Genomic DNA, 25,013 nt, shown 5'->3' with positions numbered 1-25,013 from the left:
CCCTTGATGCGATACCGGCGATCGCCTAAAGGGAACCTCAGATGCATGTTGGGCCGAGGTCAAGAAATGTCAAATACACTGATGGCGGGAAAGCGCGGCCTTATCATGGGCCTTGCGAATGACAAGTCGATCGCCTGGGGCATCGCCAGGGCTTGCGCCGATGCGGGTGCCGAACTTGCGTTTTCCTATCAGGGCGAGGCGCTGAAGAAACGCGTCGGCCCGCTGGCCGAGCAACTGGGATCGAATATCGTGCTGCCCTGCGATGTCGGCGACATGGATTCGGTCGAGGCCCTCTTTGCCGATCTGGAAAAGGAATGGGGCGGGCTCGATTTCGTCGTTCACGCCATCGGCTTCTCTGACAAGAGCGAATTGCGCGGGCGCTATGTCGATACCAGCCGCGACAATTTCCTCAACACGATGGACATCTCTGTCTATTCCTTCACCGCCATTGCGCAGCGCGCCGAAAAGATCATGCCCGAAGGCGGCGCGATGCTGACCCTGACCTATTACGGCGCCGAACAGGTCATGCCGCATTACAACGTCATGGGCGTTGCCAAGGCGGCGCTCGAGGCCAGCGTGATGTACCTCGCCGAAGACCTCGGCAAGGACGGGATCCGCGTCAACGCCATCAGCGCCGGGCCGATCCGGACATTGGCCGCCAGCGGCATCGGGGATTTCCGCTATATCCTGAAATGGAACGAGCTCAATTCACCGCTGCGCCGCAACGTCACCATCGAGGATGTCGGCAAATCCGCGCTCTACCTGCTCAGCGATCTTGGCAGCGGCACCACGGGCGAGGTCCTGCATGTGGATGCCGGGTATCACGTCGTCGGCATGAAGGCCGTGGACGCGCCCGACATCGACAAGACCTGACCGGCACGGCGATGCCGGAGATGATCGACATCACCGCCCTGCTGGCCTTCAACCTGGCCATCATGGGCGCGCTGGTCTCGCCTGGCCCCGCGCTTCTGGCGATGCTGCGCACGGCGCTTGGCACCGGGCGGCGCGCGGGGTTTCTCTGCGGGCTCGGGCTGGCCTTCGGCGCGACCCTCTGGAGCCTGCTGGCGGTGCTGGGTCTCAGCGCGATCTTCGCCGTCGCGCCCTGGGCGTTTGTCGCGCTCAAGATCGCTGGCGGGCTTTACCTTGCGTGGTTCGCCATCATGCTCTGGCGCCAGGCCGACCGCCCCGCGCAGGCCGATCTGCCCGGCGGGCTCGGCGGCTTTCGCCTCGGGCTGGTCACCAACCTTGCCAATCCCAAGGCTGTGGTGTTCATCGCCGCGATCTTCACCACCGTCTTTCCGGCCATGCCGACCGGCGCAGAGGCGGCACTGGTGCTGCTCAATCACCTGGCGCTCGAGATCCTGTTCTACAGCCTTCTGACAGTCGGCCTCGGAATCGCGGCCGTCCGCGTGGTCTATCTCAAGTGCAAAGCCGTGTTCGACCGCGCCGCCGCCGCCCTGCTGGGGGTGATGGCGCTGCGCATCGCCACCTGACGCCAGCCTGAAAGGATAGCTCTCATGACCGACCGCCTGCCGCACGAAAAGGGCTTTCACGTCAGCTGGGACCAGATTCACCGCGATGCCCGCGCGCTCGCGTGGCGGCTTCAGGACGTGGCCCCCGAGAACGGCGAATGGCGCGCGGTGGTGGCGATCACCCGTGGCGGCATGGCCCCGGCGATGATCGTCGCGCGCGAACTCGATATCCGCGCCGTCGATACGATCAGCGTCAAATCCTACAACCATCAGACCCAGTCCGCCGCCGAAGTGATCAAATCGCCCGACAGCGCATTGGTCGGCGATGGCGAAGGCGTGCTCATCGTCGATGACCTCGTCGATACCGGGCGCACGCTCGAAGTGGTGCGCAAGCTGATGCCCAAGGCTCATGTGGCGACGGTCTACGCCAAGCCGATGGGGCGCGACATGGTCGATACCTTCGTGACCGAGGTCAGCCAGGACACCTGGATCTTCTTTCCGTGGGACATGGCGCTTCAATATGTCGAACCCTATCGCGGCACCTGAACGAATCAGACGCCCCAACCGGAGACCCGCATGACAACCCTGCCCCGCACCGCAACCACCTTTGCGCCTCCGGTGATGGAGGCGCGCCGCTGGCTCGAAGGGGTGACATTCCCGCCCGAACGCCCGCTGATCAATGTCAGTCAGGCAGCCCCCCTCGACCCGCCACCCGACGCCCTGCGCCAGGTGATCGCCGAGGCCGCGCTTTCGGACCCGCAGGCGCATCTTTACGGCCCGGTCCTGGGCCGGCCCGATCTGCGCGCGGAACTCGCCGCGCAATGGAGCCGCGCCTATGAGGGCGACATATCGGGCGGACAGGTCGCCATCACGTCGGGCTGCAACCAGGCTTTCTGCGCCGCCATGGTCACGCTCTGCGCCGAGGGCGACGAGGTGATCCTCCCGACGCCTTGGTATTTCAACCACAAGATGTGGCTCGACATGATCGGCGTCCACACCGCGCCGCTGCCTGCGGGGGCCGCGCTTCTGCCCGATCCCGACGAGGCCGCGCGCCGGATTACACCCCGCACCCGCGCCATCGTTCTGGTCACGCCCAACAACCCCGGCGGCGTCGAATATCCCGCCGACCTGGTCCGCGCCTTCTACATGCTGGCGAAGGAACGCGGCCTCGCGCTGGTGATCGACGAGACCTACCGCGATTTCGACGCCCGCCCCGGCGCGGCGCATGATCTTTTTACCGATCCCGATTGGGGCGACACGCTGATCCAGCTTTATTCCTTTTCCAAGGCCTACCGGCTGACCGGCCACCGCGTCGGCGCCATGGTTGCGGCGCCCGAGCGTCTGGCCGAGGCCGAGAAGTTCCTCGACAGCGTCACCATCTGCCCCAACCAGCTGGGCCAGATCGCGGCCCTCTGGGGGATGCGCAACCTTGGCCAATGGCTGGCGGGCGAGCGCGCCGAGATCCTCGACCGGCGCGCCGCGATCCACGACAACATGCCCGTCATCGCCAAGCAGGGCTGGGAATTGATGGGCTGCGGCGCCTATTTCGCCTATCTGCGCCATCCCTTCGCCATGGCCTCGGATGAACTGGCGCGGAAACTGGTGCAGGAGGCCGGTATACTCCTGTTGCCCGGCACCATGTTCCAGCCCGCCGGCGCCCCTGCGGGCGCGCAGGAACTGCGCATCGCCTTCGCCAATGTGGACCGCACCGAAATCGGCAGCCTGTTTGCGCGGCTGGCAGGGCTTGGCTGGCCTCTTGCTCCTCAGACGGCCAGCGCGTAGACAGTCCCGAACGTTATCTTTCAAGCCGTCTGACAGGGGGCCGCATGGCAGCCAAAAGCATCTCGAGAACGCTTGTGTGGATCCTGATGGGTCTGTTGATCCTCGGTCTCGGGGGCTTTGGCGCGACCAATTTCTCTGGCACCGTCTCCAATGTGGGCCGGGTCGGCGACGCCGAGATCAGGGTCGATGATTACGCCCGCACCCTGCAAAACGAGATTCGCGCCCGCGAGGCCGAACGCAGCGCGGCGATGACCTTTCAGCAGGCGCGCGAAGAAGGCATTCCCGACCGGGTGCTCTCGCAACTTGTCGCCACCGCCGCTTTCGACCACGAAACCGGACGACTTGGTATTTCGATCGGCGACGAGAACCTGCGCGAGCAGATCATCGACATCGAGGCCTTTCAGGGCGTGAACGGCAATTTCGACCGCGAGGCCTATCAATTCGCTCTGGATCGCGCCGGGCTCAGCGAATCCGAATTCGAGGACGACATGCGCCGCGAGACCGCGCGCGCGCTTGTCCAGAGCGCGGCAATGTCCGGCCTCTCCATGCCGGAAGGCTACAAGGACACGCTGCTGACCTATCTGGGCGAGGAACGCGACGTGACCTACGCAGCATTGGGGCGCGCCGATCTGGCAACCGGCCTTCCCGAACCCACCGAACAAGAGCTGCGCGACTATCATCAAGGCAACCTGCCGCAGTTCACCACCCCCGAAACCAAGCGCATCTCCTATGCGCTGCTGACGCCCGAGATGATCATTGACAGCGTCGAGGTGGATGAACAGGCCCTGCGCGAAGCCTATGACGAACAGATCGACGAATTCCGCCAGCCCGAGCGCCGGCTTGTCGAACGTCTCGCCTTTTCCGACATCAATGCAGCAGAAGCGGCGATGGAGCGGATCGAAAGCGGCGAAGCCGGTTTCGAGACCCTGGTCGAAGACCGCGGGCTCGACCTTGCGGATGTCGACCTGGGCGACGTGGCGCGCGACGATCTGCGCGCGGCGGCCGATCCGGTCTTCGCCGCCGAGGCGGGCGATGTGGTGGGTCCGCTCGACACCGACCTCGGCCCGGCTCTGTTTCGCGTCAACGCGGTCCTTGCCGCGCAGGAAACCACCTTCGAGGAGGCAGAACCGGCCCTGCGCGACGCGCTGGCCGGTGATCGCGCCCGCCGGGTGATCGACAACAGCGTGGGGCGCATCGACGACCTTCTGGCAGGTGGCGCCACGATCGAGGACCTCGTCGCCGAAACCGACATGCAGGGCGGCACGATCGACTGGCATCCCGGCATCACCGACGGCATCGGCGCCTATGACGCATTCCGCGAAGCGGCGGCGCAGATCACCACGGATGATTATCCCGAGATCATTCACCTGAGCGATGGCGGCATCTTCGCCATGCGCCTCGAAGAGGTGGTCGAGCCCGAGGTCCAGCCACTCGAAACCGTGCGCGACGCGGTGCGCGCCGGATGGCGCGATCAGGCCGCGGTTGCGGCGCTCAAGGAGCAGGCCCAGGGCCAGCTCGATGACCTGCAAAGCGGCGCCGATTTCGCCGATCTGGGCCTTTCGCCCCGCACCGCCGAAGGGCTGACGCGCCGGGGATTCCAGCCCGAAACGCCACGCGACTTCATCGAAACGGTGTTCGGCATGGACAACGGTGATGTCACCCTGCTCGAAGGCGATGCGCAGGTCTTCATCATCCGTGTCGAAGCGGTCCGCCCGCCCGCCTCGGACAGCGACGACCTCGAGCAGCTCCGCAGCGCGCTTCAAGAACAGGCCGCCTCGGGGCTGGCGCAGGACATCTACCAGATGCTCGCCGCCGACATCCGCCAGCGCGCCGGGATCGAGATCGACCAGCAGGCGATCAACGCCGTTCATTCGAACTTCCAGTAAGGGGCGCAGCGGTGGAACTGACACCAGGGTTCGACACATTCGCCAAGGGCTATGAGGCCGGCCAGAACCAGGTGGTCTATGCCCGCCTCGCCGCCGATCTCGACACGCCGGTGTCGCTCATGCTCAAGCTGACGGGCGCGGCGCGTGATGCCTTCATCCTGGAATCCGTCACCGGCGGCGAAATCCGCGGGCGCTATTCGATCATCGGCATGAAACCCGATCTGATCTGGCACTGCCAGGGAACCACCAGCCGCATCAACCGGCAGGCGCGCTATGACAGCGACGGTTTCGAACCCCAGGACGGCCACCCGCTCGACAATCTGCGCGCGCTGATCGCCGAAAGCCGCATCGAACTGCCCGACGACCTGCCCGCTGCCAGCGCCGGTCTGTTCGGCTATCTGGGCTATGACATGATCCGGCTTGTGGAGAACCTGCCCGACGTCAACCCCGACCCGCTGAACGTGCCCGACGCGCTGATGATGCGGCCCTCGGTGGTCGCGGTGCTGGATGGCGTGAAGGGCGACGTGATCGTGGTCGCGCCCGCCTGGGCTGGCTCGGGGCAATCGGCCCGCGCCGCCTATGCGCAGGCCGCAGAACGGGTGATGGACGCGGTGCGCGACCTCGACCGCGCCCTGCCCCGGCAGGCACGCGACCTTGGCGATGCCAGCGAAGACGCGCTGCCGGTGTCGAACTTCACCCATGAAGGCTACAAGGCGGCGGTCGAGAAGGCCAAGGACTACATCCGCGCCGGTGACATCTTTCAGGTCGTGCCCAGTCAGCGCTGGACCCAGCCCTTCCGCCAGCCGCCCTTCGCGCTCTATCGCTCGTTGCGGCGCACCAACCCGTCGCCCTTCATGTTCTACTTCAATTTCGGCGGCTTCCAGGTGATCGGCGCCAGTCCCGAAATCCTCGTGCGCGTGATGGACGGCGAGATCACGATCCGCCCCATCGCCGGTACCCGCCCGCGCGGCGCGACACCCGAAGAGGACCGCGCCAACGAGGCCGAGCTTCTGGCCGATCCCAAGGAACAGGCCGAGCACCTCATGCTGCTCGACCTGGGGCGCAACGATGTCGGGCGCGTCGCCCGGATCGGCAGCGTCCATCCGACCGAGGAATTCATCATCGAGCGCTACAGCCACGTCATGCATATCGTATCGAACGTGGTGGGCGAACTGGCGCCGGACCAGGACGCGCTTTCCGCGCTTCTGGCGGGCCTGCCCGCAGGCACGGTGTCGGGCGCGCCCAAGGTGCGCGCGATGGAAATCATCGACGAGCTCGAACCCGAGAAGCGCGGCGTCTATGGCGGCGGCGTGGGCTATTTCAGCGCCGGTGGCGACATGGATGTCTGTATCGCGCTGCGCACCGCCGTGGTCAAGGATGAGCAGCTTTACATCCAGGCGGGCGGCGGCGTGGTCTTCGACAGCGACGCCGAGGCCGAGTACATGGAAACCGTCCATAAATCGAACGCCATCCGCCGGGCGGCGGCGGATGCGGCGCGCTTCAGCGATGACGGCAACGCCTGAGCGCGCCTTGATTCAGGTCAAGGATTGCGCGGTCTTGCGCAGCTAGACAGGATATCGCATTCCGAAACGCGAATATCTGGAAAAGGAAACCGCATGACATCTTTCACACGCCTTCTGGCCCTGCCCGCACTGGCACTCGGCCTCAGCCTTGCCATGCCCGCGAGCACACTCGCCGACAGTCACGGTGCGATGATCTCGACCTCCGTTGTCGAGGCCGAATTGCCCGAGAAGAAGATCAACACCAAAGGCCATTACATCACCGCCGCCGAATCGATTGCCCTGCTTGAAGCACGCGACGATGTCGCCCTCGTCGATATCCGCAGTCCCGAGGAAACCATGTTCGTCGGCTACGCCAGCGAAACCGATATGAATATCCCCTTCAAGCTGGTCGATCCCGCCCACCCGTTCAACGCCAAGAAAAACGCCTATGGCATGATCGACAACCCTGATTTCCTTGAGGATATGAAGGGCTTCATCGCCGCCAACGACCCCTCGGCGGTGCTGATCATCTGCCGCTCGGGCGCGCGCAGCGCCCGCGCCGTCGATGCGCTGGCCGAGGCCGGTGTCGAAACCCCCGCCTATACCGTCGTGGATGGTTTCGAGGGCGACAAGTCCGACGCGGGGCAACGCACCGTGAACGGCTGGAAAAACGTCGGCGGCGAATGGACCTACAAGCTGCGCGACGGGCTGCTGCCCGCCGATCAGTAAGCCCTTGCCAGCCATGGCGCCCTCGGGCATCAGGGCGCCATGGCCCGGCTCATATTGTTCAACAAACCCTTCGGCGTGCTGTCGCAATTCACCGATAGCGGCAACACCAACAGCCCACGCACGACCCTGTCGCAATATATCGACCTGCCCGGCGTCTATCCTGCCGGACGGCTTGACCGCGACAGCGAGGGATTGCTGATCCTCACCGATGACGGCAAGCTTCAAGCGCGGATCTCAAGCCCCCGTTTCAAAACCGAGAAAACCTATCTCGTGCAGGTCGAGGGGCTGCCCGATGACGCCGCCATTTCGGCGCTGCGCGACGGAATCACCCTCAAGGACGGCCCCACGCGCCCGGCGCGGGTGCGCCGCATCGAAACGCCCGACCTCTGGGCGCGCACGCCGCCGGTGCGGTTTCGCAAATCGGTGCCCGATTGCTGGCTCGAAATCATCATCTCCGAGGGGCGCAACCGTCAGGTCCGGCGCATGACCGCGCATGTCGGCCATCCGACGCTCAGACTGGTGCGCTGGCGCGTCGGCGACTGGTCGCTTGACGGGCTGGCGCCCGGCACATGGGCCGACGCCCCGCCCCGCCCCGCATGAACGCTGCGGCGTCAGTAACGGCCGATGGGGAAACTGCGGATCTCGCTCAGCACCTTGCCCTGCGCGTCGATCGCCTTCAGATCCACCACGTAAAGATTGCCGCGCCCGCCCGAACAGGGCGGCAGATATCCGGGGCTGGCATATTTTCCGGTGGATTTCGCCGCCGCGACCACCCGCGCACCACCCGGCAGGCTGGCGGTCATCCCCGGCACCGCCGGCAGGTCACTGACAGCACCGCGCACCGGAAAGGCAATGGTGCCATGCCCGCCATTGCGCGACAGCGGCTTGTAGCTCTTGTCGTTGAAATAGGCGACGATGAAGGACGCGCCCGCCGGTATCCCCGAGACGCGCATCGGCGGCGTCGCGCCATTGCCGCCATGCAACTCGCAATGCTGGCCCGCAGGGACCTTCCTGCCATCCCATCCGCCGGTCAGTTGCACGCTCATGTCGGCCAGCGCCGTGCCCGCGCTCATCATAAGAACCATTGCAGTCGTTGCGATTTTCATACTGATACTCCTGACCTGTGATATCGCGCGCCAAAGACGGCCCACCAGGGCAAGGTTATAGATGAATCACCGATTGACAATGCCCGCATAGGGATCGCGCCTCGATCACTCAGCGAGCAGCACCGCCGAGACCGGCGCCAACGCGACCCGGCTGGCGCGGTCCTGAAGCCCCCAGAGCAACAGCGCGCTGATCGTGTCGGGGCGCAGACGACCGACCATGATGACCCCGTTCTCTTCCTGCCCGGCCCGGAACGCGGCCTGATCCAGGAACCGCCGGATCACCGTGGCATCCTGCCCCTGATCGTCGAAATCCCGGAACACCGCCGCCGATGGCACGCCCGCCTTCGCCGCCAGTTGCTGCGCCGTGTTCAGCCCCTCGGGAAACATCAGCAGCCCATGACCGCTATCCAGCAGGATTTCCGCCAATTGCTGGCTGGCGGCGCGATTGGATTGCAGCGCGTCGCCCGGCGCCTCCATCACCGCCACCGCCTCGGGCACCGCGCTCAGAAAGGACTGCATCGCCACCTCGGTGTCGCGCGCTGTGGCATTGTCAGGCAGATCGGCCAGCGCCAGCACCTCCAGCCCCGCCGCGCGATACACCCGCGCGCGCTGCGACGCCCCATCCCATGATGCATCCACCGCAAGGCTGACCGGATAGGGAAAATCCGCCAGAACCTCGGGGCCGACCGGGCCGGAACCGTCGTCGATCAGCACGATCGACATCAGCGGCTTGCCCTCGGGATTCTCGAATGGCGCGGCAAAGCGTTCCAGCGGCGGGCGCGTGTCCTCGGCCTCGGGGGAGTCGCCGTCTTCGGTGGCATCGGGCGCATCGGGTTCCTCACCTTCAGGCGCGGCGCGCAGTGACGGCAGGCGATCGGTCGTGACACCTGTGGCAATATTCTCGATCGTCCCCGAGGGGGCCGTTTCCTCGTCCTCGCCCGCCTCTGGCGCATCTGCGCCGCCTTCCGGCACGTCTTGGGGTTGGGCCGTACCGGGGCTGACCTCGTCAGGGCTTTGGGCCTCGGGCACATCCATCACCTCGGGCGCGGCCTCCGCCTCGTCGGGGCTTGCGGCCTCGGGAATCTGCGCTTCCTCGGGGGCGGCCTCCGTTTCGGGCGCTGGCTCCGTTTCGGGCGCCGCCCCGGTTTCGGGCACGGCCTCAGCCTCGGGCGCGGCCCCGGCGGCGGGGTCGGTCTCAGGGCTGGGGAACGCGCCGCTTTCGGTCTCGACCGAGGGCTGAACCGGCTGCGCGGGCTCCGTCGAGATCGACAGTTCCTCCTCGCCGGCCGGCGCATCGGGCACCATCGCCTGCGGGCTTGGCAGAACCGGGCTTTCGCTTTCGACAGCGACACCGGTGCCGGCATCGCCCGCGTCCGGCGCGTCAAGCGCCCCTTCGGCGCCGCCCGCCTCGGGCTGCCCGGCAGGCGCCGTATCGGCATCGTCCAGCGCGCTCAGATCATCGGCTTCCGGGGCCACGACCCTGGGCGCGCCACCCGCTTCGGGCGTGGGCTCATTCGCAGGCAGATCGGCCTCGCGATCCTCGCGTGACTGGTTGAATTCCGACCCCGCCGGCACATCAAGCGCCGTGGCCTCGGGGACGCGCGCACCGAGCGGCGGACTCATCAGCGAGACCGCCCCGGCCACCGCGCCCGAGACCACGATTCCTGTCAAAAAGCCCCAGAAAGTCCCGCCTGCCACTGCGTTGCCCCCTTAAATCCCTGTTTCCCAGCTATGCGCCCCTTGACGGTGCCGCGCAAGCCTGAACATGTATAGCCCGACCCCCGCAAGGCGCTCCAGCCCCCATTGCCGCAAGGACAGGCGAAATGCTGCTTCTGATAGATAACTACGACAGTTTCACCTATAATCTGGTGCATTACGTCGGTGAACTGGGCGCCGAGGTTGTGGTGAAGCGCAACGACGCGCTGGATGTGCAGCAGGCGATGGCGATGAACCCGGCGGGCATCCTGCTCTCGCCCGGCCCCTGCGATCCCGACCAAGCCGGTATCTGCCTCGCCCTGACCGCCGCCGCGGCCGAGACGGGCACACCTCTCCTGGGCGTTTGCCTCGGGCATCAGACCATCGGCCAGGCTTTCGGCGGCAAGGTCGTGCGCCATTCCGAAATCGTCCACGGCAAGATGGGCCGGATGCACCACACCGGCACGGGCATCTTTTCCGGGCTGCCCTCGCCCTTCGAGGCGACGCGCTATCATTCGCTGGTGGTCGAACGCGAAACCTGCCCCGAAGAGCTGGACATCACCGCCACCCTCGAGGATGGCACGATCATGGGGCTTCAACACCGCACCCTGCCGATCCACGGCGTCCAGTTCCACCCTGAATCGATCGCATCCGAACACGGCCATGCACTGCTCAGGAATTTTCTCGACCTGATGAAGGTACCCGCATGAGCGACCGCCTCAAACCGCTGATCGGCGCCGCCGCCGAACGCCCGCTGACCCGCGACGAGGCCGAAGAGGCCTTTGCCTGCCTGTTCGAGGGCGAGGCCACGCCCGCGCAGATGGGCGGCTTCCTGATGGCCCTGCGGACGCGCGGCGAGACGGTGGATGAATTCGCCGCCGCCGCCGCGGTGATGCGCGCCAAATGCAACAAGGTCACCGCGCCTCAAGGGGCGATCGACATCGTCGGCACCGGCGGCGACGGCAAGGGAACGCTCAACATCTCGACCGCCGCGGCCTTCGTGGTGGCGGGGGCGGGCGTGCCCGTGGCCAAGCATGGCAACCGCAATCTCTCGTCGAAATCGGGCGCCGCGGATGCGCTGACGCAGATGGGCATCAACGTGATGGTCGGCCCCGAAATGGTCCAAAAGGCGCTGGCCCGCGTCGGCATCGCCTTCATGATGGCGCCGATGCATCACCCGGCCATGGCCCATGTCGGGCCGGTACGCGCCGAACTGGGCACGCGCACCATCTTCAACATTCTCGGCCCGCTCACCAACCCGGCGGGCGTGAAACGGCAATTGACCGGCGCCTTCGCGCGCGACCTGATCCGCCCCATGGCCGAAACCCTGGGGCAGCTCGGCTCCGAGCGCGCCTGGCTCGTGCATGGCTCGGACGGCACCGACGAAATGACCATCACCGGCACGACCTGGGTTGCCCAGCTGGGCGAGAATGGTTACGTCACCGATATCGAAATGCATCCCGAGGATTTCGGCCTGCCGGTGCATCCGTTCGAGGATATCCTCGGCGGCACGCCCGATCAGAACGCGCAGGCCCTTCGGGCACTGCTCAATGGCCAGCCCGGCGCCTATCGCGACGCGGTGCTTTTGAATGCCGCCGCCGCCCTGGTGGTGGCGGGCCATGCGGGCGATGTGCGCGAAGGCGTCGCCCAGGCCGCCGAAAGCATCGACAGCGGCAGCGCGCTCAACAAGATCGAAGCCCTGGCCAAAGTCACATCGGAGGCCGCATGACCACCACGCCCACCATCCTCGACAAGATCAAAGCCTACAAGCTGGACGAGATCGCCGCCGCCAAGGCCGAACGCCCCCTCGACGAGATCGAGGCCGCCGCGCGCGACGCCGATCCAGTGCGCCCCTTCGCCGATGCGCTGCTGCAAGCCAGCAAACAGGGCTACGGGCTGATCGCCGAAATCAAGAAGGCCAGCCCCTCCAAGGGGCTTATCCGCGAAGATTTCGACCCCGCCGCGCTGGCCGAGGCCTATGAAACCGGCGGCGCGACCTGCCTCAGTGTGCTGACAGACACACCCAGCTTCCAGGGCGCGCCCGAGTTCCTTGGCATGGCGCGCAGCGCCTGCGCGCTGCCGGTGCTGCGCAAGGATTTCATGTATGACCCCTACCAGGTGGCCGAGGCCCGCGCATGGGGCGCCGATTGCATCCTGATCATCATGGCCTCGGTCGATGACAGCCAGGCCGCCGAGCTGGAATCGGCGGCGCATGACTGGGGCATGGACGCGCTGATCGAAGTGCATGACCAGCAGGAACTTGAACGCGCCGAGCGGCTCTCCTCGCAGCTCATCGGTATCAACAACCGCGATCTGAACACCTTCGAGACCTCGCTCGACACCACGCGCAAGCTCTCGAAACTGGTACCCGAGGGGCGCATGATCATCTGCGAAAGCGGCCTGTCCACGCCCAAGGATCTGTCGGACATGGCGATGTATGGCGCGCGCTGCTTCCTGATCGGCGAATCCCTGATGCGCGAGAAGGATGTCGCCAACGCGACCCGCGCGCTGCTGGCCAACCCGCTGACCGCCGGGGGCATGTGATGGCGGACCGCCTCACCCATTTCGACGCCGCGGGCCAGGCCCATATGGTCGATGTCTCGGACAAGGCCGTGACCGCGCGCGTGGCGGTGGCCGAAGGCCATGTCACCATGGCCGCGCCAACCTTCGCCACCATTTCCGAGGGCCGCGCCAAGAAGGGCGACGTGCTGTCGGTCGCCCGCCTCGCCGGGATCATGGGCGCCAAGAAGACGCCCGATCTGATCCCCCTCTGCCATCCGCTGCCGGTGACCAGGGTCGCGGTGGATCTCACCCTCGATCCCGATTTGCCGGGCGTGCGCATCGCCGCCACCGTCAAGACCACCGGCCAGACCGGCGTCGAGATGGAGGCGCTCACCGCCGTCAGCACCGCCGCGCTCACCGTCTATGACATGGTCAAGGCGATCGACAAGGCGATGGAGATCGGCGGTATCCGGGTGACGCTCAAGGATGGCGGCGCATCGGGCCGCTACGAGGCCTGACAGGCGGCGCGCGCCGCGCTTCATCAGAGGAACAGCACAGCCATGATCACCGTCGACGAGGCTTTGGATCACCTGTTCTCGCTGGTGTCGCCGCTCGACATCGAAACCGTCCCCCTGTCCGAGGCCGCCGGCCGCGTGCTGGCGCGCGATGCGCTGGCGGCGCGCGACCAGCCGCCCTTCGCCGCCTCAGCGATGGATGGCTACGCACTTGACGGGGCGGCCGCACGCCCCGGCGCAGAATTCACCGTGATCGGCGAAGCCGCGGCAGGGCATGGCTTTGAGGGCGCGCTGGGGCCGGGCGAGGCCCTGCGCATCTTCACCGGCGCGCCCCTGCCCGAAGGGGCCGACCGGGTTGTGATGCAAGAGGACGTGACCCGCAGCGGCGCGCGCATCACCCTGGGCGACAAGGTTGGCGAGGCCAGCCATGTGCGCCCCGCCGGGGCCGATTTCAAGGCCGGTGATCGCTTCGCCGCCCCGCGCCGCCTCGGGGCGGCGGATATCGCGCTTCTCGCGTCGATGAACCTGCCCATGCTCGATGTGCGGCGCAAACCGCGCGTGGCGCTGATCTCGACGGGGGATGAACTGGTGATGCCCGGCGACACGCCGGGACCGGACCAGATCATCGCCTCCAACACATTCGGCCTCAAGGCCATGCTGGAGGGGCTCGGCGCCGAGGCGCGCATCCTGCCCATTGCCCGCGACACGTCCGCGTCGCTCGAAACCGCCTTCGGGCTGGCTTCGGGCGCGGATCTCGTGATCACCATCGGCGGCGCGTCGGTGGGCGATCACGACCTCGTCGGCGCGGTGGCTGCCGGTCTTGGCATGGAACAGGCCTTCTACAAGGTGCGCATGCGCCCCGGCAAACCGCTGATGGCGGGGCGCATGGGCCGGGCGGCGATGATCGGCCTGCCGGGCAACCCGGTCTCGGCGATGGTCTGCGGCCATGTCTTCGTCGCGCCCATGATCCGCGCCATGCTGGGCCTTGGCGCGCAGCCCGCGCCGCGCCTGAGCGCCGCGCTGGCGCATGACCTTCCCGCGGGGGGGCCGCGCGAACATTACATGCGCGCCGAAATCCGCGACGGCCGGATCACCCCCGCTGCCCGTCAGGACAGCGCGCTCCTGTCGGTGCTGGCCAGCGCCAACGCCCTGATGATCCGCCCCGCCGACGACCCGCCCCGCCGCGCCGGGGACATGATCGACTACCTTCCGCTTTGAAAAGACCGGGGGCGCTGCCCCCGGACCCCCGAGGTATTTTTCGCCAGATGAAGACAGGCTCCCCGGCTTCATCTTGCCCCGAATACGCCCGCCGGAGGCCAAGGCAGGCCGCGCGCACACGGCTCTGGGCCGAGAGCGCGGTTGACACAAAACGGGAACATGCGTAGAACAAAGCAAAACACCCCGTCAATGCCGGGACTGATGCAGGGACGATGTTCATGTCCCCGAGGAGCGCACATGCTGACCAAGAAACAACTCGATCTTCTCGCCTTCATCCACCGGCGCGTGCAATCCGATGGCGTGCCGCCCAGTTTCGACGAGATGAAGGAGGCGCTGGATCTGCGCTCCAAGTCGGGCATCCACCGACTGATCACCGCGCTCGAGGAACGCGGATTCATCCGCCGCCTCGCGCATCGTGCCCGCGCGCTCGAGATCGTGCGCCTGCCTGAATCGCTTGGCGGGGATGCCAGCCACGGCTTCACCCCCCGCGTCATAGAGGGCGAGAAACCCGATGCCCCCCGCCCCGCCAATGCGCAGCCCGTCGAAATGGCCGGCGCGATGGAATTGCCGGTGATGGGCCGGATCGCCGCCGGTGTCCCGATCGAGGCGATTTCCCATGCCAGCCACAATATCGCCGTGCCCGGCTCGATGCTGTCGGGCCAGGGCGAGCATTATGCGCTCGAGGTGAAGGGCGATTCCATGATCGGCGCGGGCATCAATGATGGCGACGTGGTCGTCATCCGCGAAACCAGCACCGCCGATAACGGTGACATCGTCGTCGCCCTGGTCGAGGATCAGGAGGCGACGCTCAAGAAATTCTTCCGCCGTGGCCACGCCATCGCGCTCGAGGCCGCCAACCCGGCCTATGAAACCCGCGTGTTGCCCGAAGAAAAGGTCAAGGTGCAGGGCCGCCTTGTGGGGCTGATCCGCACCTATTGATCGTTCCAGAGCCGCGTGCCGGTGATCTGGCGCGCGGTGACCACGCGCAGACCGCCGTCCCCATCGGGCCAGAGCGCGACCGCCCCGCTTTGGCGCAGGCTCGCGGGGTGGAACAGCTGGCAGGGCAGATCGCCGGGCAGGTCACGGGGCGGATCGGCATTGAGAACCAGCCAGTCATGCCCCCCGCAATCGCGCAGCGCCGCGACCGCGCGCTTGCCGCGCAGCACCAGCAGCCCCAGCCCCGCATCGGGCGGCAGCGCCTGCCAGCGCCGGTGCGCGCCCGCCTGATCGGCCGGATCGCCATCGTTTTCCAGCCAGTTCAGCGCCACGAACCCGCCACCCCGCGCGACATTGAGCGCGCGCCCCTCGGCGCTCATCACCCCCACGAGCCCGCCGCTCTCGGCGATCAGCACCAGTGGTCGCTCCGCCCCCAGCCACAAGAGCGCGCTCAGCCCCGCCGGCGCGACGCCCAGGAAGCGCAACCGCCCACGCCAAAGCGCCAGCATCAGCACCCCCAGACCCAATAGCGGCAAGACCGCCGGGCCGGGGCTGACGACCGTGCCACGCGCGCCGCTCCACCCCGCCACCCAATGCGCGACGCCAAGGATCCAGTCGAGCCCCAGCCCCATCACCCGGAGCGGCAGCGCCTCGAGACCGAAGGGCATGAGGCTCGCCGCCATCACCGCCGCAGGCATCACCAGCGTCCCCATCAGGGGCACGCTCAGCAGATTGGCGATCAGCCCGTAATGCGCGAACTGGTTGAAATGCGCCGCCGCGACCAGCGCCGTCGCGATCCCGGCCACGAAGGACGACACCAGCACCGACACCGCAGGCCGGATCCAGCGCGGCCCCAGCGGCACCGCCCGCTCACGCAGCCAGCCATAGGTCAGCACCAGCGCCGAGGTCGCCGCGAATGACATCTGGAACCCCGGTCCCAGCAATGCTTCGGGGCGCAGCGCCAGCACGATCAGCGCCGCCAGCGCCACTGACCGCAGCGACAGCGCCCGCCGGTCCGCGATCACCGCCAAAAGCGCCACCGCCACCATGACGAAGGCGCGTTCGGTCGCGACATTGCCCCCAGACAGCCCGAGGTAAACCGCCGCCACCGGCAGCGCCAGCGCCGCCGACAGCTTCTTGGCCGGAACACGCAACCCCACCACCGGCACCGCCGCGAAGAGAAGCCGGAAGAGGCCAAAGACCACCCCCGCCAGCAGGCCCATATGCAGCCCCGAAATCGCCAGCAGATGCGCAAGATTGGTGACCCGCAGCGCCTCAAGCGCCGCGCGCCCGAAAGCCGAGCGGTCCCCGGTCATGATCGCCGCCGCGAACGCCCCGGTATCGCCCGACAGCCGCGCCTGAATACGCGCCGACATCGCCATGCGCGCACGCGCCATCCACTGCCCGCCCTCGGGCGGCGCCAGCGCCAGCACCGGAACGCGCGTATATCCCACCGCCCCCAGGCGCAGAAACCACGAATGGCGCTGGAAATCGAAGCCCCCCGGCTCGACCGGGCCGCCGGGCGGTGACAGATGCGCGCTCATCATCACCCATTGCCCCGGCTCGGGGCGGATGAACCCTTGCGTTCCATGCAGCGATACGCGCACCCGCGCGGGCGTGCGCCCCGGCGACACATCGCGCAGGCTCACATGATCCAGCGTCAGGCGCAGCGCGTCCGATGCCGAGCGGTCGATCGCCACGATCCGCCCCTCGACCGGACCGTAATAACGCCAGCCCAGCACCGGCTCGGCCACCACATGCGCGCGCGCGCCCGCCATGGCGAAACCCGCCAGCATCAGCGCCCCCGCCCATAACAGCGGCCCGCCGGCCGCGCCCGCGCGCCGCGTCGCGACCCCCAGCAGCGCCGCCATCGCCGCCGCCGCACCGATCATCCATGGCGCGGGCTCGGCCGGCAGCGCAAAGTAAAACCCCACGCCGCATGCCACCATGACCGGCGTCCAGGCGAACAGATGCCCGCGCTGCGCCAGCCATGCCGCCCGCAATGCCAGCAGGGGTGCCAAGTCTTGTCTCCCTCACGCCGCGCCGATAGACAGGCCGCAACGCAACGCTAGGCCCATCACGGTTACCGAAAGGTTAATTCTTCTCATGTCCCAGACAGTCGTGACCCGTTTCGCCCCCTCGCCCACGGGTTTCCTGCATATCGGTGGCGCGCGGACCGCACTGTTCAACTGGCTCTATGCGCGCGGGCGCGGGGGCCGCTTCCTGTTGCGCATCGAGGATACCGACCGCGCCCGCTCCACGCCCGAGGCCACACAGGCGATCCTCGACGGCATGGCCTGGCTCGGCCTTCAGCATGACGGCGAGGTCATCAGCCAGAACGCGCGCGCCGAACGTCACCGCGCGGTGGCGCTGGAGTTGCTCGACAAGGGCGAGGCCTACAAGTGCTTCTCCACCCAGGACGAGATCGAGGCCTTCCGCGAGACCGCCCGCGCCGCAGGGCGCTCGACCCTCTTTCAAAGCCCCTGGCGCGATGCCGACCCCGCCAGCCACCCCGACGCACCCCATGTGATCCGCATCAAGGCGCCGCGCGACGGCGCCACCGTGATCCGTGACGAGGTGCAGGGCGATGTCACCATCCGCAACGATCAGCTCGACGATATGGTGCTGCTGCGTTCGGATGGCAGCCCGGTCTACATGCTGGCCGTGGCGGTGGATGACCACGACATGGGCGTGACCCATGTGATCCGCGGCGATGACCACCTCAACAATGCCGCCCGCCAGATGCTGATCTACCAGGCGATGGGTTGGCCCCTGCCGGCCTATGCGCATATCCCGCTGATCCACGGCCCCGACGGCAAGAAACTCTCCAAGCGCCACGGCGCGCTCGGCGTCGATGAGTATCAGAAGATGGGCTATCCGGCGGCGGGCATGCGCAATTATCTCGCGCGGCTCGGCTGGAGCCATGGCGACGACGAATTCTTTACCGATGAACAGGCGCTTGCGTGGTTCGATCTCAGTGGAATCGGCAAGTCGCCCGCGCGTTTCGACTTCAAGAAGCTCGAGAATCTCTGCGGCCGGCACATCGCGGCCACGCCCGATGCTGCACTGCTGCATGAATTGCACGGTTTTCTGGCCGCCATCGGTCGCCCGCCCCTGTCGGATGCAAAATCCGCGCTGATGGAACAGGCCATGCCCTGCCTCAAGGAAAGGGCCAAGACATTCGTGGAACTTCTTGAAAAGGCAGAATTTGTTCTGACCGACAGGCCGATATCACCGGATGAGAAAGCGGCCGCGCAGCTCGATGATGTATCCCGTCGTATACTGAAAGAATTGACGCCGCATCTGCAAAATGCTACTTGGGCGCGCGACGAATTGGAGGCGGTAGCCATGCAGTTTGCCGAATCCATGGATATGAAGTTCGGCAAGCTTGCCGGACCCCTGCGGGCCGCCCTGGCAGGCCGCAGCGTCACACCGAGCGTGTTTGACATGATGATAGTGCTCGGGCGGGAAGAAACCGTCGCCCGGCTGACCGACGCCGCCTGCGAGAGCGGTTAACCGTCTCGAAAGGCCAAATGCAATAAGCAGCCCTTGGCGCCAGTCCGGCGTGGGCTTCAAGAGGGAGATTCCCATGGGTGACAGTAAAACGACCGCCAGGCTGACCATCGACGGCAAGGATTTCGAACTGCCCGTTCTCGCGGGCACGACCGGCCCCGACGTGATCGACATCCGCAAGCTCTATGGGCAGGCGGGCGTGTTCACCTATGACCCCGGCTTCACCTCTACGGCAAGCTGCGACAGCACCATCACCTATATCGACGGTGAAAAGGGCGAATTGCTGCATCGCGGCTACCCGATCGACCAGCTGGCCGAGAAATCGCATTTCCTCGAAGTCTGCTATCTGCTGCTTTACGGCGAACTGCCCACCGCCGCCCAGCTCGAGGATTTCGAGGAACGGGTGACCCGCCACACGATGCTGCATGAACAGATGATGTATCTGTTCCGCGGCTACCGGCGCGATGCGCATCCCATGGCGATCATGGTCGGCGTCGTGGGCGCGCTCAGCGCCTTCTATCACGATTCCACTGACATCACCGATCCATGGCAACGCGAAGTGGCCTCGATCCGGATGATCGCCAAGATGCCCACGATCGCGGCGATGGCCTTCAAATATACCCTGGGCCAGCCCTTCGTCTATCCGCGCAACGATCTCGACTATGCCTCGAACTTCATGCGCATGTGCTTTGCCGTGCCCGCCGAGGACTACGAGGTGAACCCGATCCTCAGCCGCGCGATGGACCGGATCTTCACACTGCATGCCGATCACGAGCAGAACGCCTCGACCTCGACGGTGCGCCTCGCGTCGTCCTCGGGCGCCAACCCCTTCGCCTGCATCGCCGCCGGCATCGCCTGCCTCTGGGGTCCCGCGCATGGCGGCGCCAACCAGGCCTGCCTCGAAATGCTGCGCGAGATCGGCAGCGTCGATCGCATCCCCGAATATCTCGCCCGCGCCAAGGACAAGGACGATGATTTCCGCCTGATGGGTTTCGGCCACCGCGTCTACAAGAATTTCGACCCGCGCGCCAAGGTGATGAAGCAATCCGCCGACGAGGTGCTCGAACTTCTCGGGATCGAGGACAACCCCACCCTCCAGGTCGCCAAGGCCCTGGAAAAGGCAGCGCTCGAGGATGATTACTTCGTCGACAAGAAGCTCTTCCCGAATGTCGATTTCTACTCGGGCATCATCCTCGAGGCGATGGGCTTCCCAACCTCGATGTTCACCCCGATCTTCGCGGTCTCGCGCACCATCGGCTGGATTTCGCAGTGGAAGGAAATGATCAGCGATCCCCAGCTCAAGATCGGCCGCCCGCGTCAGCTCTATCATGGCGAGACGCTGCGCGACTACATCGATATCGAGAACCGCTGACACCACCCCGAAAACAGGCGGGGCCGGGTTCCATCCCCCGGCCCGCCCCTTCATCTGGCCTCAAATACCTCGGGGGGTCCGGGGGGCCGGCCCCCCGGCCTCGGCCCGGAAAATCCCTCAGCGCCCCTCGTAATCGGCTTTGCGCTTTTCCAGGAACGCGACCACACCCTCCTTGAAATCGCGCGTCAGGCCGCACACACCCTGCAATTTGGCCTCGAGGTCCAGCTGCTGGTCGTAATCATTGGACCAGCTCTCCCGGATCGCCTGCTTGAGCTGCGTGTAGGCCACTGTCGGCCCGCTGGCCAGATGCGCGGCGCGCGCCTGCCAGTGGGCTTCGAAATCCTCGTCCGGCACCGCCTCCCAGATCATGCCCCAGTCGCTGGCCTGCCGCGCGCTGACCGGCTCGGCGAACAGCGCCGCCCCCATCGCCTTCGCGGCCCCCATCTGGCGGGGCAGCCAATAAGTGCCCCCGGCATCGGGGATCAGCCCGATCCGCGTGAAGGCCTGCAGGAAATAGGCGCTCTGGGCGGCGATCACCACATCCGCCGCCAGCGCCAGGTTGGCGCCCGCCCCCGCCGCCGCGCCATTCACCGCGCTGATCGTCGGGATCGCGCAATTGCCGATCGCGTTCAGCATCGGCACATATTCGTCGCGCAGCACCCGCTCCAGATCCATGTTGGCCGCATTGCCGCTATCGCTCAGATCCTGACCCGAACAGAAACATTTGCCATTGCCGGTCATCACCAGCACCCGCGCGTTTTTCGCCGCCGCGTTCACCGCATCGGTGATCTCGGCGCGCATCTGGGTGTTGAGCGCGTTCATCTTGTCCGGCCGGTCCAGCCGCAGCGTCGCGATGTCCTGGTCAATCTCAAGGCTGATGGTCTGATATCGTGTCACGGGCGCGATCCTTCGGCAGTTGTCACGCCAGTCAAACCCGATTTCGCGCGCCGGTGAAAGGCGAACGGCGCGTCATTCCTTCATGATTTCGCGCAGGCGATCGGCTTCGGCCTCGCTCAGCGCGTCTGCCGGGGTCTCTCCCGCGCGGCCCCGCCGGCGCAGATAGCTCCAGCCGATCGCACCACCCAGCAACAGCATGACCGGCCCCGCCAGCCAAAGCACAAGGTTCGACCCCGTGACGCTCGGCTGCAACAGCACATATTCGCCGAAACGATCGACGATGAAATCGACCACCTCCTCGTCGCTGTCCCCGGCCACAAGACGCTCGCGCACCAAAAGACGCATATCGCGCGCCAGTTCGGCGTTGGAATCGTCGATGCTCTCGTTGCGGCACACAAGACAGCGCAGCCCGGCGGAAATATCGCGTGCGCGCGACTCAAGCGCGGGATCCTCCAGCACCTCGTCGGGTTGCACCGCAAGCGCCGGCCCGGCCAGCGGTGCGGCAAACACCATGCTCAACACCAGCGCCGCAAGCAGCGCGCGCAGCGTTCCTGTCATTGCGACGGGCCTCATTCCGCAGGCACCCCGCCAGACACTGCGCGGGCCTTGTTCGCACCGGCGGCGACGCGATAGCGCCGGTCGCTCAGGCTCAGCGCCCCGCCAAGCGCCATCAGGATCGAGCCGCCCCAGATCCAGTTGGCCAAGGGCTTGTAATAGGTGCGCACCGCCCAGCCGCCATTATCCTGCGGATCGCCCACCACCACGTAGACATCGCGCCAGAATCCGATATCTATGGCCGCTTCCGTGGTCGGCATCTTGGCAACCGGGTAAAAGCGTTTCTCGGGGTAAAGCGTCGATATCTCCTTGCCGTCCCGCACCAGCCTGACGACCCCTTGGGTGGAATCGTAATTCGGCCCGTCGATCTCGCGCACATCCAGCAAGGTCAGCTCATATCCCGACAATTCCAGGCTTTCGCCCACCTGCAGAACACGGATATCCTCGGTCTCCCAGGCCATCAGCCCCGCGACCCCGGCCATGGTCACGCCCAGCCCGGCATGGGCCACGGCCTTGCCCCAATCGGCGCGCGGCAGCCGCCCAAGGCGCGACAGGCGGTTGCCGCTGCGCCCGGTGCGACCCCAGAGATCGACCGCAGCGCCCGACACCAGCCAGGCGCCCAGGAACAGGCCAACCGGCCCCAAAGCGCTGCGCCCGGACTGCATCGCCCAGGCCAGCGCCCCGACCGCCAGCGCCAGCACGAAGGCATAGCGCAGCGATCCCGCCACGCGGCGCAGGTTGCCCCGCTTCCACGGAAGCATCGCCCCCAGCGGCAGCACAAGGCCCAGCACCACCATGAATGGCGTGAACGCCATGTTGAAGAACGGCGCGCCGACCGACAGCTTGCGATCAAACAACATCTCGCTCACCAGCGGCCAGATCGTGCCCACGAAGACCACGAAGGCCGCGACGCCCAGCAGGATATTATTGACCACCAGCGCCGATTCCCGGCTGACCAGCGAAAAGACACCTTTGGCCTGCATCATGTTGGCACGCGCCGCGAACAGCGTCAGACCGCCCAGCATAAACACCGCGGTGATCAAGAGCAGGAACATCCCACGCTCGGGGTCCGTCGCGAAAGCATGAACCGAGGTCAGCACGCCCGACCGGGTGATGAAGGCGCCGACCATCGAAAAACCGAAGGCGATGATCGCCAGCAGCACGGTCCAGCTTTTCATCGATTCCCGTTTTTCCACCACGATCGCCGAATGCAGCAGCGCCGCGGCGATCAGCCAGGGCATGAAGCTGGCATTCTCGACCGGATCCCAGAACCAGAACCCGCCCCAGCCCAGCTCGTAATAGGCCCACCAGCTGCCCAGCCCGATTCCGATGGTCAGGAAAACCCAGGCCGCCAGCGTGTAGGGCCGCACCCAGCGGCCCCAGGCCGCGTCGATCCGCCCCTCGATCAGGGCCGCAACGGCGAAGGAGAAGGTCATCGAAAGCCCGACATAGCCCAGATAAAGAAAGGGCGGGTGAAACGCCAATCCGGGATCCTGCAACAGCGGGTTCAGGTCCTGCCCGTCAAAGGGCGGCACCGCCATGCGCAGGAAGGGGTTCGAGGTGAACAGGATAAAGGCAAAGAACGCCACCCCGATCATCCCCTGAACCGCCAGCACCCGCGCCTTCAGCGTCGGCGGCAGGTTGCCCCCGAACCATGCCGCAAAGGCCCCGAACAGCGTCACGATCAGCACCCACAGCAGCATCGACCCCTCGTGATTGCCCCAGACACCCGTGATCTTGTAAAGCATCGGTTTGGCCGAATGGCTGTTGAGCGTCACCAGCTTGAGCGAGAAATCCGAGGTCACGAACGCATAAGTCAGCGCCGCGAATGACAGCGCCGTCAGCAGAAACTGCATATTGGCCGCCGGTTCGGCGAATGCCATCCAGCCCGGCCAGCGGCGATGGGCGCCGATCAGCGGAACCACCGCCTGAACGCAGGCGACAAGGAAGGCGAGGACGAGGGCGAAGTGGCCGAGTTCTGTAATCATGACTCCATCCTAATGCATTCGCCGCGTCGTGCCACCGTGATTCGCGCACTCCGCAGGATCACTTTGTCGCGGGGTCTCGCGCAGTCATTGGCCCTGAGGCCCGTCATTGATGCGCCATTTCTCCAGCGCCGGGTTGGCCTCGGGGCGCAACGCCTCCAGGGTCAGCGCCGAATCCTTGCCGGTATCGGCCCGCCCCGGCGTCGCCGCGCCCGCCGCACCCATCGCCGCATGCCCGCTTTCCAGCGCGCGCAGCCGTTGCAGATTCTTCAGCACGGCGGGCGTATAGCCCATGCTGGTGGTGATCGAGCGGCGGAATTCCTGCCCCTTGAACTGGTGGCGCGCCCCGAAATAGAAGCTCACGATCGCGCCCAGCAGCCACCACAGCGGCTCGGGCACCAGCGCGATCCCCTGCATCCGGGCCGCGAACCACAACGGGTCCACCATCGCCGCCACGAACAACCCCAGCGTGCCGAGCGCCATCATCGGGCGCGGCAGCCGGTTCAACCCGTCCATGAAACGGTCGAACCATCCGCGCACCGGCGCGGCGTTGAATTCCTGTCCGAACTGGTCCAGCACCGCGCGCCGCCCTTCGGCCTCCCGCGTGGCGCCGGCCTCGGCGTTTTCGCGAAAGACCTCCGCGGTTTCAGCCAGCACGTTGCGCCCGTCCCCGAACACAAGATCAAGCCCCCGGTCAATCACCCCCATCGCGCGGTCCTTTCCCGGAATTCTGCATCCGTCAGGTGATACTCGGGGGCGATGAAGGCCTCGGCGCGCCGGATCCAGCCGCCCTTGCCGCCCTTGCGGGCGCGTGCGTATTTGCGGCTGGCGGGGCGGCGGTCGGCAAGGCGGAAATAGTAGTTCCGCCGCGCGATCCCGTAGGCGTCGGCGATATGGCCGGGGGCCGCGCGCGCGCCCGCCCGGGCCGCGGCAATAGTCTGCGGCCCGATCACGCCGTCCACCGCCACCACCTGCCCCATCTCGCGCAACAGCCGTTGCAGGATCGTCACCGCATTGCGCCCGGCATTCACATACATGTCGAAAACGCTGGCCTGCAACGCCTCGGGCAGCGCGTCGATGCGCGGGCGGCGGTAGTAATGCTCGATGAAGATCGCCTCGGCATCGGCGCGTGTCAGCGCATGGAGATCGGCAAGGTCGCTATCCCCGTCCCCGTCCAGATCAAGACCAAGCCGGCGCAGCGTGTGGATCGTGACGCCATGTTTGGTCGCCCCGCCCGGATCGTCGGGATCGTCTACGAAACCGCCCTCGCGGGCGACAATCTCCTTCGCGATATCCGAAATGCTCTGCATTGGCGCCAGCCCCTTGCCCGTGATCATCACGCACAAGG

At 66.4% G+C, this 25,013-nt stretch carries 24 protein-coding genes; 16 read left to right on the top strand and 8 right to left on the bottom strand.

What is annotated here, in order from left to right:
• The first annotated feature begins 66 nt into the window (after positions 1–66).
• The 8 genes from fabI (at position 67) to N5A93_RS01000 (ending at position 7,971) form a co-directional block, all read left to right on the top strand.
• The gene (fabI, locus tag N5A93_RS01035; RefSeq protein ID WP_268953199.1) at positions 67–873 is read left to right on the top strand and encodes an enoyl-ACP reductase FabI; all 807 of its coding nucleotides are present in this window, start codon (positions 67–69) and stop codon (positions 871–873) included.
• A gap of 11 nt (positions 874–884) precedes the next feature.
• Positions 885–1,493: a LysE family translocator gene (locus N5A93_RS01030; RefSeq protein ID WP_268953198.1), complete on the top strand. Its 609-nt coding sequence runs from the start codon at positions 885–887 to the stop codon at positions 1,491–1,493.
• A 24-nt stretch (positions 1,494–1,517) separates the two neighbouring features.
• Positions 1,518–2,018 (top strand): xanthine phosphoribosyltransferase, encoded by a 501-nt coding sequence (gene gpt / locus N5A93_RS01025; protein ID WP_268953197.1) that lies wholly within the window; start codon positions 1,518–1,520, stop codon positions 2,016–2,018.
• 30 nt (positions 2,019–2,048) lie between these two features.
• A complete protein-coding gene (locus N5A93_RS01020; RefSeq protein ID WP_268953196.1) occupies positions 2,049–3,254 on the top strand; it encodes an aminotransferase in 1,206 nt (401 codons plus the stop codon).
• Positions 3,255–3,298: 44 nt separating this feature from the next.
• Positions 3,299–5,140 (top strand): peptidyl-prolyl cis-trans isomerase, encoded by a 1,842-nt coding sequence (locus N5A93_RS01015; RefSeq protein ID WP_268953195.1) that lies wholly within the window; start codon positions 3,299–3,301, stop codon positions 5,138–5,140.
• 11 nt (positions 5,141–5,151) lie between these two features.
• Positions 5,152–6,663, top strand: a complete 1,512-nt coding sequence (gene trpE, locus N5A93_RS01010; protein ID WP_268953194.1) for an anthranilate synthase component I — start codon at positions 5,152–5,154, stop codon at positions 6,661–6,663.
• Between the two features lie 93 nt (positions 6,664–6,756).
• Entirely contained in the window at positions 6,757–7,371 is a 615-nt protein-coding gene (locus N5A93_RS01005; RefSeq protein ID WP_268953193.1) for a rhodanese-like domain-containing protein, read from the top strand.
• Between the two features lie 39 nt (positions 7,372–7,410).
• The gene (locus tag N5A93_RS01000) at positions 7,411–7,971 is read left to right on the top strand and encodes a pseudouridine synthase (protein ID WP_268953192.1); all 561 of its coding nucleotides are present in this window, start codon (positions 7,411–7,413) and stop codon (positions 7,969–7,971) included.
• Between the two features lie 11 nt (positions 7,972–7,982).
• Here N5A93_RS01000 and N5A93_RS00995 read toward each other — a convergent pair whose 3' ends face one another.
• Positions 7,983–8,477, bottom strand: a complete 495-nt coding sequence (locus tag N5A93_RS00995; RefSeq protein ID WP_268953191.1) for a hypothetical protein — start codon at positions 8,475–8,477, stop codon at positions 7,983–7,985.
• 105 nt (positions 8,478–8,582) lie between these two features.
• Positions 8,583–10,175: a divergent polysaccharide deacteylase family protein gene (locus tag N5A93_RS00990; RefSeq protein WP_268953190.1), complete on the bottom strand. Its 1,593-nt coding sequence runs from the start codon at positions 10,173–10,175 to the stop codon at positions 8,583–8,585.
• Positions 10,176–10,300: 125 nt separating this feature from the next.
• Here N5A93_RS00990 and N5A93_RS00985 point away from each other — a divergent pair, with 125 nt between their 5' ends.
• From N5A93_RS00985 to lexA, 6 genes are all read left to right on the top strand, one after another.
• On the top strand, positions 10,301–10,882 hold the full coding sequence (locus N5A93_RS00985) for an anthranilate synthase component II (protein ID WP_268953189.1): 582 nt from the start codon (positions 10,301–10,303) through the stop codon (positions 10,880–10,882).
• Entirely contained in the window at positions 10,879–11,901 is a 1,023-nt protein-coding gene (gene trpD, locus N5A93_RS00980) for an anthranilate phosphoribosyltransferase (RefSeq protein ID WP_268953188.1), read from the top strand. The genes N5A93_RS00985 and trpD overlap by 4 nt, the downstream gene beginning before the upstream one ends.
• Positions 11,898–12,716 (top strand): indole-3-glycerol phosphate synthase TrpC, encoded by an 819-nt coding sequence (gene trpC / locus N5A93_RS00975; RefSeq protein ID WP_268953187.1) that lies wholly within the window; start codon positions 11,898–11,900, stop codon positions 12,714–12,716. The genes trpD and trpC overlap by 4 nt, the downstream gene beginning before the upstream one ends.
• Positions 12,716–13,192 (top strand): cyclic pyranopterin monophosphate synthase MoaC, encoded by a 477-nt coding sequence (gene moaC, locus N5A93_RS00970; RefSeq protein ID WP_268953186.1) that lies wholly within the window; start codon positions 12,716–12,718, stop codon positions 13,190–13,192. The genes trpC and moaC overlap by 1 nt, the downstream gene beginning before the upstream one ends.
• A gap of 42 nt (positions 13,193–13,234) precedes the next feature.
• Positions 13,235–14,407 (top strand): molybdopterin molybdotransferase MoeA, encoded by a 1,173-nt coding sequence (locus tag N5A93_RS00965; RefSeq protein ID WP_268953185.1) that lies wholly within the window; start codon positions 13,235–13,237, stop codon positions 14,405–14,407.
• A 237-nt stretch (positions 14,408–14,644) separates the two neighbouring features.
• Positions 14,645–15,346 (top strand): transcriptional repressor LexA, encoded by a 702-nt coding sequence (lexA, locus tag N5A93_RS00960; protein WP_268953184.1) that lies wholly within the window; start codon positions 14,645–14,647, stop codon positions 15,344–15,346.
• On the opposite strand, the gene N5A93_RS00955 is transcribed toward lexA, so the two are convergent.
• Positions 15,340–17,364, bottom strand: a complete 2,025-nt coding sequence (locus tag N5A93_RS00955; RefSeq protein ID WP_268953183.1) for a ComEC/Rec2 family competence protein — start codon at positions 17,362–17,364, stop codon at positions 15,340–15,342. The two genes, lexA and N5A93_RS00955, sit on opposite strands and share 7 nt — an antisense overlap.
• Positions 17,365–17,449: 85 nt before the next feature.
• On the opposite strand from N5A93_RS00955, the gene gltX reads away from it, so the two are divergent.
• A complete protein-coding gene (gene gltX, locus N5A93_RS00950) occupies positions 17,450–18,859 on the top strand; it encodes a glutamate--tRNA ligase (RefSeq protein ID WP_268953182.1) in 1,410 nt (469 codons plus the stop codon).
• A 73-nt stretch (positions 18,860–18,932) separates the two neighbouring features.
• On the top strand, positions 18,933–20,228 hold the full coding sequence (gene gltA / locus N5A93_RS00945; protein ID WP_268953181.1) for a citrate synthase: 1,296 nt from the start codon (positions 18,933–18,935) through the stop codon (positions 20,226–20,228).
• Between the two features lie 117 nt (positions 20,229–20,345).
• Here the strand turns inward: gltA and N5A93_RS00940 are convergent, their stop codons facing one another.
• From N5A93_RS00940 to N5A93_RS00920, 5 genes are all read right to left on the bottom strand, one after another.
• Positions 20,346–21,125: an enoyl-CoA hydratase-related protein gene (locus N5A93_RS00940; protein ID WP_268953180.1), complete on the bottom strand. Its 780-nt coding sequence runs from the start codon at positions 21,123–21,125 to the stop codon at positions 20,346–20,348.
• A gap of 72 nt (positions 21,126–21,197) precedes the next feature.
• Positions 21,198–21,683: a cytochrome c-type biogenesis protein gene (locus tag N5A93_RS00935; RefSeq protein ID WP_372921955.1), complete on the bottom strand. Its 486-nt coding sequence runs from the start codon at positions 21,681–21,683 to the stop codon at positions 21,198–21,200.
• 11 nt (positions 21,684–21,694) lie between these two features.
• Positions 21,695–23,668 (bottom strand): heme lyase CcmF/NrfE family subunit, encoded by a 1,974-nt coding sequence (locus N5A93_RS00930; RefSeq protein WP_268953179.1) that lies wholly within the window; start codon positions 23,666–23,668, stop codon positions 21,695–21,697.
• 84 nt (positions 23,669–23,752) lie between these two features.
• A complete protein-coding gene (locus N5A93_RS00925) occupies positions 23,753–24,373 on the bottom strand; it encodes a holin family protein (RefSeq protein ID WP_268953178.1) in 621 nt (206 codons plus the stop codon).
• Positions 24,364–24,975, bottom strand: coding sequence for a holin-associated N-acetylmuramidase (locus N5A93_RS00920; RefSeq protein WP_268953490.1), 612 nt, complete (start codon positions 24,973–24,975; stop codon positions 24,364–24,366). The genes N5A93_RS00925 and N5A93_RS00920 overlap by 10 nt, the downstream gene beginning before the upstream one ends.
• Between the last annotated feature and the right edge of the window lie 38 nt (positions 24,976–25,013).

Source organism: Roseovarius salincola, assembly GCF_026891095.1.
In the GTDB taxonomy this organism is placed as follows: Bacteria; Pseudomonadota; Alphaproteobacteria; order Rhodobacterales; family Rhodobacteraceae; genus Roseovarius; species Roseovarius salincola.
This window is presented reverse-complemented; position numbering and strand designations above follow the sequence as displayed.